Annotated in this window: 7 protein-coding genes and 5 pseudogenes; 5 read left to right on the forward strand and 7 right to left on the reverse strand. The window is 56.7% G+C overall.

What is annotated here, in order from left to right:
• Window positions 1-386: pseudogene (locus O7A60_RS31255) on the reverse strand (IS110 family transposase); the annotation flags it as partial.
• A gap of 230 nt (window positions 387-616) precedes the next feature.
• Here O7A60_RS31255 and O7A60_RS31260 point away from each other — a divergent pair.
• A pseudogene (locus tag O7A60_RS31260) lies at window positions 617-1,471 on the forward strand (IS5 family transposase); the annotation flags it as partial.
• Between the two features lie 48 nt (window positions 1,472-1,519).
• Window positions 1,520-1,774 (forward strand): hypothetical protein, encoded by a 255-nt coding sequence (locus tag O7A60_RS31265; RefSeq protein WP_337109509.1) that lies wholly within the window; start codon window positions 1,520-1,522, stop codon window positions 1,772-1,774.
• 181 nt (window positions 1,775-1,955) lie between these two features.
• On the opposite strand, the gene O7A60_RS31270 is transcribed toward O7A60_RS31265, so the two are convergent.
• Both O7A60_RS31270 and O7A60_RS31275 read right to left on the reverse strand, forming a co-directional pair.
• Entirely contained in the window at window positions 1,956-3,071 is a 1,116-nt protein-coding gene (locus O7A60_RS31270; protein WP_337109510.1) for a saccharopine dehydrogenase family protein, read from the reverse strand.
• A 527-nt stretch (window positions 3,072-3,598) separates the two neighbouring features.
• Window positions 3,599-4,342, reverse strand: a complete 744-nt coding sequence (locus tag O7A60_RS31275) for a class I SAM-dependent methyltransferase (RefSeq protein ID WP_337109511.1) — start codon at window positions 4,340-4,342, stop codon at window positions 3,599-3,601.
• Between the two features lie 223 nt (window positions 4,343-4,565).
• Between O7A60_RS31275 and O7A60_RS31280 the strand changes: the two are divergent.
• Window positions 4,566-5,205: pseudogene (locus O7A60_RS31280) on the forward strand (transposase); the annotation flags it as partial.
• A 423-nt stretch (window positions 5,206-5,628) separates the two neighbouring features.
• On the opposite strand, the gene O7A60_RS31285 reads toward O7A60_RS31280, so the two are convergent.
• Both O7A60_RS31285 and O7A60_RS31290 read right to left on the reverse strand, forming a co-directional pair.
• Window positions 5,629-6,687: a LysR substrate-binding domain-containing protein gene (locus O7A60_RS31285; protein ID WP_337109512.1), complete on the reverse strand. Its 1,059-nt coding sequence runs from the start codon at window positions 6,685-6,687 to the stop codon at window positions 5,629-5,631.
• A 25-nt stretch (window positions 6,688-6,712) separates the two neighbouring features.
• On the reverse strand, window positions 6,713-7,987 hold the full coding sequence (locus O7A60_RS31290; RefSeq protein ID WP_337109513.1) for an ATP-grasp domain-containing protein: 1,275 nt from the start codon (window positions 7,985-7,987) through the stop codon (window positions 6,713-6,715).
• A gap of 415 nt (window positions 7,988-8,402) precedes the next feature.
• Between O7A60_RS31290 and O7A60_RS31295 the strand changes: the two genes are divergently transcribed.
• Window positions 8,403-9,836 carry a hypothetical protein gene (locus O7A60_RS31295; protein WP_337109514.1) on the forward strand — a complete coding sequence of 478 codons (1,434 nt, stop codon included), beginning with the start codon at window positions 8,403-8,405 and terminating at the stop codon, window positions 9,834-9,836.
• A gap of 658 nt (window positions 9,837-10,494) precedes the next feature.
• Window positions 10,495-11,262: a class I SAM-dependent methyltransferase gene (locus O7A60_RS31300; RefSeq protein ID WP_337109515.1), complete on the forward strand. Its 768-nt coding sequence runs from the start codon at window positions 10,495-10,497 to the stop codon at window positions 11,260-11,262.
• A 29-nt stretch (window positions 11,263-11,291) separates the two neighbouring features.
• Here the strand turns inward: O7A60_RS31300 and O7A60_RS31305 are convergent.
• Together O7A60_RS31305 and O7A60_RS31310 are read right to left on the reverse strand one after the other, a co-directional pair.
• Window positions 11,292-11,513 (reverse strand): annotated as a pseudogene (locus O7A60_RS31305) (ISNCY family transposase); the annotation flags it as partial.
• Window positions 11,514-11,823: 310 nt separating this feature from the next.
• Window positions 11,824-12,066: pseudogene (locus O7A60_RS31310) on the reverse strand (3-oxoadipyl-CoA thiolase); the annotation flags it as partial.

The raw sequence follows: 12,066 nt of genomic DNA on the forward strand, positions 1-12,066 counted from the left end.
CGGGCCACCAACAGCGCGCGCCACAACCGGCATTGCCGGCTCTTCACATGCACCTGCCGATACCAGCCCGTTCGCATGATCTGCGCAAGCGCGCGGGCATCGTTGCGATCGGTCTTGTTAGGCATCGTCTTCATGGCCGCATTGGCCTGGCGCGTCTCTAAACAGATCGCAGGCAGGCCTTCGGCGCACAATCCATCGTGAAGCCATGCCGTCAGCGAGCACGCTTCCAGCCCGATGCGCTCCAGCGGCAGATCGAGCTTACGCAACGCATCGGACAAGGCCTGCGGTTCGCTCGCCGCTCGTGTCCTTCACGATCCGACTGCTCTCATCAACGACGCAAATCGTGGTCTCTTCCAAAATACGTCTAATCCAGCAAAATACTTCATGGCTGCTCCTTCCCGATGTTTGTGGCGCTCCAAGGCGACCACGTTCTAACATCCCGACAGGAGTAGCCGCCCTCAATCTGGCTCGGGCGAGACCCAATCACCCCATCTGTTGAAACGGGCTCGCGACAGTCCCAGGTTCGTGCTTCACTCTGACCACGAGGAGTGGGAGGGAAGCGTGCGGGGCGGCACGGACAGACGGGCGAGCTGATCCCGCTGGAGAATCCGCCGATGCAATCCGCTCTGAGCGACTGCTCATGGAGCGGCTGGATACGACCTCCTGTTCCGCTGGTTCGGGGGCATCGGCGTCGACGATCTGGCTGGGATCATTCCGTGTTCTCGAAGAACTGCGACCGGCTGCTTGAAGGCGACATCGCGGCGAAGTTCCTGAGCGCCGTCCTGGCGCAACCCAAGGTGAAGAAGCTTCTGTCCACGGATCACTTTTCGGTCTACGGCACGCTGATCGATCGGCATCGATGACGAGCGTGAAGCCGAAGGACGGGTCGGGCGCAGACTCGAAGGATGACCTGGCGAGCCGCCGTCAGAGGGCGGCGGCGGAATTCCGAGGCAGAGTTTCATGGCCAGAAGCGGTCTAACCAGACGCATGCATCGACCACCGATCCAGATGCAAGGCTCTTTCGCAAGGGGCGGAGCAAGGAGGGGACACTCTGCTTCATGGGGCATGGGCTGATGGAGAACCGCCATGGCCTGCTGGTCGATGCTTGCCTGACGCACGCCGGCGGGCATGCCCAGGCAATCACGCTCGGCGCTGACAAGGCCTATGACACTAAGGACTTCAAGAACGAGTTGCGCGCGATGAGGGTGACGCGACGCCGTGACGCAGAACACCAACGGCCAGGGTGCGGCGATCGACGGGCGGACCACGCGGCACGGCGGCTGTGCCGTCAGCCAGCGCATCCGCAAACGCACTTGAGGAGGCGTTCGGATGGATCAAGATGGTCGCCGGGCAGGCAAAGACAAAGTTGCGTGGTCGCGACCGCGTCGGATGGGCCTTCACCCTCGGCGCCGCCGCCTACAATCTGGTGCGGCTGGGGCGATGTCGACATCACGGCCCCGGCAGGTTGTAAATTGATCGGCCGCTGGCGGATCGTCGAGGCCGATCTTTGGGATCGCGATTGTCTCTCCTTGTCGATTCCGCCACCATCGAAGCGGACAACCACGGTGAGATCGCTTGGCGCGCCCTGCAAGCTGGCCTCGATCTAAACTATGGCCCCAATGTATTCTTCACATGCGCCGGCTTCGACGAGATGGGCGAGGTCAGTGGCGACGGCTCTGCTGAATTGATTGACGACGGCTCGATCGAGATCACATTCGCCTGCCACACGAGGCGAACTAAAGCCAAACGAGATACTTCTTCAATAACCTGCTAGCACCGCTTGCGCCGTTTCCGCTCGACGGAGCGGCGTGAGACGGAGCGCCTCCGGTGAGTGCTCAAGCACCGGTCCGGGATGAAAGCTACGCACGTGCTTCTCCGAAGGTTTTTCCAGAGCTAACGGCCCCGAGCCGATGGCCAGTAGGCTTGAGTTCGTCTGCGTGACGTTGAATATTCGCCTACCAAGTGGCGTGACGCTCGGCCTGTTTCTGGCCGGAAAGTTGCCGATACGTTGCTCCGAATTGATTCTCCAGAAATGTGTCGAGCCTGATGTCTTCCTGCTGAATGAAGCCTTGGGCTGGAATTTTGCCGCCGGCCAGCAGGTCGAGAACTGCGCAGATGCTGCATGCGGTGGTGACCTGGATTGCACTTGTGATATGCCCGCAAATCTCGGTGCTGTAGATCTTGTTCGCGTAGGTTTCCTGGACAAAGCGGCCTTTTCTGCGTCCGGAAACCGTCACGAAGATGATGACGACATCCTGGAGCGTGGTCGGCAAGGCGTGTTCGAGGACGTCCTTCAGCATCTCGCGCCGGTGCCGCAGTCCAAGGTCGTGCAGGAGCACCTTCATCATCGCCGCGTGACCGGGATAGCGTATGGTCCGGTAGTTGAGAGTCTTGACTTTGCCTTTCAGCGTCTCACAGAGCGTTCCGAGACCTCCAGAAGTGTTAAAGCATTCATAGGTCACACCGTCGACCGAAAACTCTTCGCGCTCCTCAAGTGCGGGAACCTTAATCAGCGCACCGTTGACGATCGCCTCGCAGGGCTCGATGTATTCATTGATCAGTCCGTCAGTGCTCCATGTGAGATTGTAGTTGAGGGCGTTGCTCGGAAATTTCGGGAGAGCGCCAACACGCAGCCGGACACTCTCGAGACTGTCGAAGTTGCGCGAAAGGTCACCCGCCACAATTGATACAAAACCGGGGGCCAAACCACATTGAGGGATGAACGCCGATTGGGCAGCTTTAGCGATCCGTTTCACCTGCCGAGCGGACTCCACGTCTTCTGTGAGGTCGAGATAATGTATGCCGGCGTTCGCTGCGGCGGTGGCGATGGCGACGGTGAACTGGAAGGGGACCGCGCTTAGAACGGCGAACTTTCCGGCGAGTTGCGCGGTGAAGGCTGCTTCGTCAGCGATGTCGAGTTTTGCTGTCGAGAGTGTGGGACTGGTTTCGATCTCCTCCAATTGTTCGGAACTACGGTCAAGGATCGCGACGCGATAATTTCCAGAACCCGCGAGCAAACGCGCGATCGTTGGGCCAATTCGTCCTGATCCGACGATGACGATGTCTTTCATTATTTCTTCCCTGAATGGCACATGGAGACTTTTACTTATCGCGTTGCGCAGCTGATTTTAGTTAAGCCTTATTAAATTTGAGCAGATCATAGCCGCAAATGACAACTCGGGACAGAGGTGACAACTTCAGGTCGCCGTCGACGCCAACCCGATTCGATCCACAGGTTAGCCGTGTAGCTAAGTGCGCAGAAGCAGAGCCGATTTGCGGTGGCAACTCGGCCAAGGATGCGCTTCTTCCAAGCAAGTTCGGGACCGGCAGGCCGTGCTGCTTTGTATGAACTCGTACGTTGCTGGTTCGGCAACGAACGGCATCGAACACTACGCGCTGTGTGGATTGGCTGGTGAATTGGTCCTTCTCAGCAAAGTGCCGCTACCGGATGCCAGAGCTGCGGCAGCTCATGACACTTTTTGCCAAGGCAGCATGCCCATTCAATATTGCGCAAAAGGCACGATTTGTCGAAGTACGTCACAAGCGGCACTAACAAAGCATTCTACGCGGAGCCCATAGTCCCAAATGTCGGTTGGCCTTATTTGTACGCGACAACCACGAGGCTCGCGCTATCGGACGTAAACGGGCCACCTTCCTGCCCATAGGCCTCAACAGTCCCGAACCCCGCGCTTCGCAACATCCGAACAAATTCAGAGAACCCATACTGCCTCAAAGAAAGGTGCATTCGTCTAACGCATCCGTCGCGGACGAAAATCCTTTCGATGTTCCGACGATCGCTGAGCACATCGTTGCTCGTTATATCGACTCTAAGATCGTCGTCACGCTGCACAAGACTTATAGGCGACCTTTGGTGCAGGAAAGCGTAGCGATTTTCAGATTCGATTAGAAGCCGCCCACCGCATCGGAGTGAAGAAGCGGCCTCATGAAGAACTTTTTCATTGTCCGCGTCATCGAAGTAACCGAAGGTAGCATCCCACAGAACGGCCGCGTCAAACCGGTCTCGCCAAGGTAGTGAGCGTATGTCGCCCAGGACATACTCAACATTTACGCCACCTTCAGTCGCGTCCGCGGTGGCTTTCTTCAGCAAAGCCTGCGAAGTATCAATTCCGGTTACCCGCGCTCCTTTTTCGGCCAGTCGGTTGGCAATCCGCCCATAACCGCATCCAAGTTCAAGGACCGAGCAGTCTTGTTTAAGGCCAAGAAGAGTCCAAATTACAGCTACATGTATGCTGCTCAAATCCGGCGGGTTGACGACATCGCCAAAAAATATATGAGCTTCACTGAGATTGGCATCAAAGGCATCTAAGGGGCTGTATATCATTTTCACCTTTCTCCGATTTTTGGATCGCCTATATATTGTCGCATATGACTTGGCGTACCAAAAGATAACATTTGTGAATGTTTCACAACGTACCGTCATCAGCCTTTGATCCCAAAGCGATCCTGTCGCGACGAAAATTGTCGGCGACCTCGGCGTCCCCGGTGACCTTGCTCCTCTGATCTAATCCGGTTTGAAGTTGGTCTGCCATCGAGAGGACCAGGACATGAAACGTAGCCGCTTTTCCGAAGAGCAGATCATCGGAATTTTGAAGGAACATGAGGCCGGGGTATCGGTTGCCGATCTGTGCCGCAAGCACGGGGTCAGCGACGCCTCGATCTACAACTGGAGGCCCGCTTCGGCGGGATGGATGTCTCCGAGGCTCGGCGACTGAAGGCACTGGAGGAGGAGAACACGCGGCTGAAGCGGCTTCTGGCCGAGGCCATGCTCGACAATGCCGCGCTGAAGGATTTCGTGGGAAAGAAATGGTGACGCCTGCGGCCAAGCGGAAAGCTGTCGCTCGCCTGAAGGATGCCTTCGGGATGAGCGAACGGCGGGCGTGTAAAGCCATCGGCTGCTGCCGCATGACGGTTCGCTACGAGACCAGCCGTCCCGACGACCGTGAGGTCCGCGAGCGGATGAAGGCGATCGCGCAGGAGTGGCGGCGGTTCGGCTACCGGGGTCTTCTCGTGATGCTGAGGCGGGAAGGCCTCGTCGTGAACCACAAGAAGCTGTTCCGGCTCTACCGGGAGGAGAAGCTCGCCGTTCGTCGTCGTGGCGGCCGCAAGCGGGCGATCGGGACCAGGGCGCCGATGCTGGTTCCGCTGCGTCCCGACGAACGCTGGTCGCTAGACTTCGTATCGGACTAGCTCACCGACGGCCGTCGCTTCCGCATCATGGCAAACTGGCAGAGCTGGGCAATATAGACGTCACCATGGGATTGCACTGCCAGCAATGTCACAGCTGGCAGCTGCGCAGGTGCCGCGGATCAGGCGTCATGGGCGTTTGCAGATTCTTCGGATTCGGCGTTCCGGGCGAAAATCATGTTAAACAACCGCCCTTGTACCGCGATGCGACGCACTCTGCTGACCAGCGGCGCACGGGACCGGTAGGCGTCGACCCGCAGCGTCTTGGCGCTGGCATTCGTGGCGGATCAGTTCGGGCGATCGCCCTCCGATTGCCTGCGCGTGAGGTGGTATGCCTTGCGCAAAATGTGGCCGCACTCGTTGAGAATGGCAAGCGATGCATTCGCCCAATCGGTGCGCTGAGGCAACGACAAGCCTCCATAGCTAACCATAGGTATTCGTGATGCTGGTGCGCCGCGCGGTAGAGATTAGCCAGCGCGTGAAAGAGCTTACCTGTGGGTTAACGTCACCAGCCGCGCTGACTACAAAATAGCTGTTGTGAGTCCGCAAGGGCGTGGTGCTTAACGGAACCAAAACGCCCTGGTTCATCTCGATTTCGATTAAATACTTTGGTAAAAGGGCGGCCCCGATTGAACATGCGGCAGCCGAGATTATCATGGAAAATTGATCGAAATGACGCCCGCTCAAGAGCCGCTTATCTCTGGTTCCTTTCAAGGCGAACCAATCAAACCAAGCGCTTTCACGGCTAATTAAATGCAGGAGCGGGGCCTCCGCAAGACGCGACGGGTCGCTTGCCGAGTACATATCGCGGAATTTGGGGGATGCAACCGGCATCATTTCCTCGTCGAATAGCTTATTCATACGTGCGTCTGGCCAGTTGGCCTTTCCGAAATGGATCGCGACATTGAAGCGCTCTCGTGTGATGTCAAACGGTGCCGTGCGGGTCTCCATCCTAATTTCCAAGCCGGGATGCTCGTTCAGAAAAGTCCCCAATTTCGGGATCAGCCAACGATTAGCAAATGTCGGCAGTATGCCAATACGTAACGTCGGATGTCGCTCCCCTGCCGCAATCGCCCGTGCCACCGATTGCTTCAGGCTATCAAGGTCGGCTGCCAGATCTTCCGCGAACCGCCTACCTGGGTCGGTCAGTGTGACCCCTCGTCCCACCCGCCGGAACATTGTCACGCCAATCGTCTCCTCAAGTTGCTTGACTTGTCTGCTGACGGCGCTTTGCGTGAGATTAAGTTCCTCCGCCGCCTGTGAAAAGCTTTCGTGTCGCGCGGCAGATTCAAAGCTGCGCAACAAGGCGTGAGACGGCAGATGGTGGCGACCTACGAACTGCAAAGGACCGACGTTATTAGCGGAAACACAATTGTCCTTCCTTGATTCATGTAACTGACCGCAAAGCACCTTCGTTGGTGCAATATCGAATGATCGCGATTTTCGCCCATGAGGCGTTGTAGAAAACCAGATCTTTGTCACAGAACTTCACAGCTAATAGCTAGCCCTAGCCCTGGTGAGGTGAGCTGAGCCGGCAGACTGTTTCTGTGCACTCGTGTGTCGGAAATGGCGCGATCGACCAACTGATTAAGCTTGTGGCATGCTGAAGTACCGCTTCGGTCCGGGCGCGATTGGTTGAAGCTGCAATGACATGTCCGATACGGTCTCGGTAGTCGCCTTTCCTGACGATTGGCGTCTTGGGTTTAATATATAATTTCGCCTCGGCGACACCTGGTACAGCAGCGGCGCGGCCGTATCCGTCAACCCAATCAAGGATGCCATCGCGGTCAGCATTTAAGCACTGGGCGGCCGCAATATGCGAGTGCTTTGCACGTAAATCCCATTCGTTGCCGGTGACGAGCTTGATGTGCTCTGTGATCAAATCGACACCGTAGGCGGCCTGAATGAGCCGAGGACTGGTCCCCCCTGCAAGACGCGGGTTGACCTCAATGACGACTGGGCCGCGCTTCGTCCACCGGAGATCAACGTTGGTTGGCCCCCAGCCGAGGCCAAGAGCTGGCAAGCAGCTCCTTGAAACATCAGCGATGCGCTCACGCTCGCCATCCGTTAGCGGGGCCGGGCAGGTGAAATGACGGAAGACAAAATGCGGTGGGTGGCCGAACTCAGCGGCGTCAATGCCAATGACCTCATTTCCCATTATATGCGCGCTAAAGAACGGTCCTTGTGCGAATTCTTCGACTAGTATCCTCGGAGAAGTCCCTCGTATGTTCTGCTCGCTCAGCAGATAGGCCGCATGTGCGGCCAACTCGTCGGCGCTTCGGCATAAATGGACTCCGCTGCTGCCGCTGCCGGCGGCAGGCTTAAGAACCACCGGCAGGCCGATCTCGGCGGCAGAACTTTCCACGTCCGTCGCGTTCGCTGCCAATCGAAAAGCAGGAATTGGGAGGCCGGCCGCCGCGAGCAGCTGACGTTGAGTGAATTTGTCACAGCATCGCTCAATCGACAAAGGGTTAGGTCCCGGTAGGTCGAAATGCTGGCAGAGCCTGCTAACTGCGATATAGGCCGACTCATCCCCGCCCGAAAAGGCAGTGGCGCCCGCAATGTCATAGGTCGTACGCAGCCTGGAAACTTCATGTATCAGTGCATCAAGTTTGTCGGTGTCGACCCGAATTGTCTCAATTTCATCCTTAGCCAGATAGTCATACTGAGTTGGATCGGCGGAAAGGGTAATCGGATGAAGATCAAGATGCTGCGCCATCTTCACATATACATGGCCAGTACTCTCATGGCCCTCAAGTAGTAGGAGTGCTCGTCTCTTCATCGCGCGCCTTCCTTTGCATGCCTTGTCGCAAGCTGTGTAACAGGATCAGCTTTCAGGAGTCCTTGCCTCAGTTGCTGCGACGAAGGTATCACTGCCAGACCTGTGCGGTTGCAAAGACTCCGTAAATTTTTTTTGACGGTTTGTTGCACGCTGGGACCAGATGGCGCTCTCGGTCACCGCTTGCGCGAACGACCCACACAATGAATCACAACCGCGGCCCGCCGATAAAGCTCGGCTTCGATTTTCACCCGCTCAAGACGATGATTCTTGAACAAGAGTCATGAACTGGTGACAAATATGCGCTTGAAACTCAGGTCGGGGCGTCCGAAAATCAGATGCAGAAGATCACATTCGCGCGGATCGGCCTCTGCTGCAGCTTGGGCCTATTCGGGTATTTCAGCCTGGAGGTGTGCCCGTGAGTACCGTCGAAAAATACTTGCCGTCACGGCGTGAGCAAGCGTTTCTGGACAAAGTCGTGAACGGCAAATACGACCGGCAGATCATCATTGGCCTAGCGAAATTCGCCAGGGGGGATGTGCCCGAGGATATGCGCGACTTCTATTCACGAGAAGAACTTGATCAGATCCTACAGCTGAAGGGCACCCCGAGAGATTTGGAAGCCAGGATGCCTATCAAGATCACGCGCCACTACTACGAGCAGGCACTATCCAGCCAGCCCATGCAGACGCTGGTGAAAGGCAGCCTTAGAGAGACATACCATCTGGATGGTGCAGAAGATCCCGGCAAGCAGATGACCTACAGCCCGCGCGAGGGGCTGATCCATAAGTACGAGCTTGGTCTACTGTACGTGGCTTCCACCTGCTCCGCCCACTGTCGCTTCTGCTATCGGGAGGAACTGATTGGGCGTAAGCAGATCACCCGTGAGGACGGAACGGTTGCTCCAAAGGGGCTGGCGCAGTTGGGTGAGATTGTCGAATACATTCGTGGGCACAACACGCTGGTAGCTGACAATGGCGGCCGCCATCCCGAGACCGGCCGTGAAAAGCTACGCGAGATCCTGATGTCGGGCGGTGATCCCATGGTTCTGGGAAACAAAAACCTCGCCGCTTGGCTGGCCGGGCTTGCAGAAGCCGGCGTTGAAAATGTCCGCATCGGAACTAAGGAATTAGCCTTCCATCCGCAACGCTTCGACCAGACCTTCTTTGCGATGCTTGACTCATTCCACGAAGCCTATCCGGAAGTCAGCGTTCGGATGATGGTGCACTTCAACCATCCCGATGAATTTCTGCGCAAGTCACCGAACGGCTATATCCAAAATTCCGACGGGAGGCTCGAATGGATCGCCGAAACGCGGGCTGCAGTGACCGAATTGGCCCGGCGCGATTGGATCACGATTCACAATCAGGCCCCAATTATTCGGGACATAAATGACGATGCAGAATCATTGCGCATCATGCAGCGCGAGATGCTCCGCGTCGGTATTGAAAACCACTATTTCTTTTGCGGCCGCGACATTATCGGCCACAAGGCGTTCAACGTTCCGATTGAGCGGGCATGGCAGGTCCTGAACGAGTCGCAGAAGGGCCTCTCCGGGGTCGAGGCGCATGCGCGGCTTTCAATTACTCATTATAAGGGCAAAACTGAAGTCGCCGCCGTCACAAGTGAGCCAGTACCGGGCATTCCTGGGGGGGATGAGGGCGTCGTGATCTTCAAGCTCCTGCGTTCGACCGCAGATGCGGAAGACCGATGTAAGGTGACCATTGTCGGTCGTAACCCCGACGCAATTTGGTTCAGCGGTTATGACGACCGCGTCATTTTCGACGAAGCCGGTCTTTACTCGATGTACGGGATTAAGCCCGCTTTTCTCGGGCCGGCGAGGCTGGCGTAGCGCTCCTGGTAGATCTTTTGTCCTCGGAGCGTATTTGAGCATTGATCGTGCATAGGGGGTGGGGAGGCTGAGCGATTCAAAGTGGTGACTACGAGGGCTTAAACCGCCGCGTGTCCTGACATGCGCCAGAATCCTTTAAACCGGCGAGACCCGCGTACGGAGCTTTGGACGCCGCAAACGCGCAGTTCATTGTAGCGGTCGCGTTCGTTGCCCCGTTGCCGACCAAGATGCGAGCGCAACTTCTGCGGATCCACGCTTCCAAGTTGGGAAGCAACGTTTGGGGTCTGGCACAAGCCGAAGTAGTGTCACATCCGAGGAGGTACGCTTCAGCTCCTTCATTGGCAGGCTGATTCCCCCGTGTCGGGTGTCATGTGCCGCATCAGGGATTGTCGAGGGCCTGGGCGCGATGCGCCGCTCACTGCCGTCAAATTCGACGGCTCGGGTTTCCCGTCGCGAAGTATCTTTTGAAGGTGAACTTCGGAGGTGACGTCTTTATGCCACAATCAGTGAGAAGCTACCCATCCGTTTAGGGCGAGCGGGATATTACAGCTGCCCGACGCGCTGCCGGCAATTAACTTAGCATCTGTTTATGAAAACTTGATGATTATTTACTTAAAGATTTCGAGTATCTGCGTAAATTGCATCAGGAGGTTGCGACATGACAAAAAAATCAAAAATCCTATCGCTGCAGGAAATCGAGGCATACTTCAGTGATGATTATTTGTACTTCGGAGATGTTATTAATACACCAGTGGCAAGTGACAGGCAAGCACGAGCAATTTGGAAGCTCCTCCTCCTTGAGAAAGGCAGCTCTGTTCTCGAGCTTGGATGCGGTTACGGGCGCATTGCCAATCGCTTGGCGGAGAAAGGAGCGCGGGTAGTCGGGCTTGATGTCTCCCCGATCTTGTTGGAGAAAGCAAAGTTGGATGCTGCTGAACGAGGGGTTGACGTTGAATATGTCCTTGGCGATATGCGCTCACTCCCTTGGCGAAACCGATTTGACGCGGCCTTTCTGTGGTATGCTACTTTCGGCTACTTCGATGACCACGGGAATGAGAAAGTTCTTCGCGAAGCCGCTCGTTCGCTTCGAAACGGCGGGCGCCTGTTGATCGAGCACGTCAATCGTTTCGCTTCGCTACGCGACAGGTCTCCCGTCTGTTATCTTGCGCAGTGTGACAACGATCTTAGAATCGATATAATGAGCAACGATGACCTTGGCGACCGTCGAGTTGGCGAAAGGGTAATCGTTCGCAACGGACGCGTTAGGCGGGCGCATCTTTCGTTCAGTCAGTACTCATTCTCTCAATATGTTCGCATGTTGCGAAGTGTAGGATTTGGGACGGTTGAGGCTTATGGCGAGGATGGTGAAGTGTTCACACCAGAAAGTCCGCGTCTAGTGGTTGTCGCGTCTAAAAATAACACCTAATATGTAGGGGGACACCGCCAGCAATCTGGATAAAATTCCAGCGCCTCGGTTCTGAACATGCTCTCCGGCTTCACAAAACTTTGCTGCTGAAGCTTTCCAGTGCCATCGATATCGATAGAGACGAGCAGGGTGCACGCGTAACCTTCTCCTCGAAACACCCCTTATCGCTGCCGTCGATCTGCACGAGTTCGCCATAGGCTTCGCGCAGTAAACGCAGTTGTTGGAAATGTCCGGAGCTGCTTGCGCGATAGCCCGCCTCCGACAAGCTGCAACTCCGCCCAGAGGGCGCGGCTGCCGGAATAATTGGGGGCAGCAGCATGGGAATGGCTGGTAAGGCCTGTCTCCGTGCCGGCGCCCGAATGGGTGTGGATCACCTCGCGCCGCTTCTGACAGCACCTCAATTTGGCGGTGAACAACACGCCTTGCAGTTCGAGACGGGCCGCCGCCGACGCTTTGCCCCAGCGCAGTCTCGGACAACGATTTAGCGGCCGTGCTGCCAGGCGCCGGCCCAATGTCCGCTCTGCGGAAAATGCATTGACCTTTCCTACTGATCGAGAGCCGTCAAATCCGCTCCAGCGCAATTGCAATCCCTTGGCCGACGCCGATGCACATGGTGGCCAGCGCGTAGCGGCCGCCGCGTTCACGCAGCTCAAGTGCCGCCGTCCCCGAGATGCGGGCGCCCGACATGCCCAGGGGATGACCAAGTGCGATGGCGCCGCCATTCGGATTGACATGCGGCGCATCCTCGGCAATGCCGAGCTCGCGCAGCACGGCGATGCCTTGTGAGGCGAAGGCTTCGTTGAG

This window comes from Mesorhizobium salmacidum (SeqCode), from assembly GCF_037179605.1.
Classification (GTDB): domain Bacteria; phylum Pseudomonadota; class Alphaproteobacteria; order Rhizobiales; family Rhizobiaceae; genus Mesorhizobium; species Mesorhizobium salmacidum.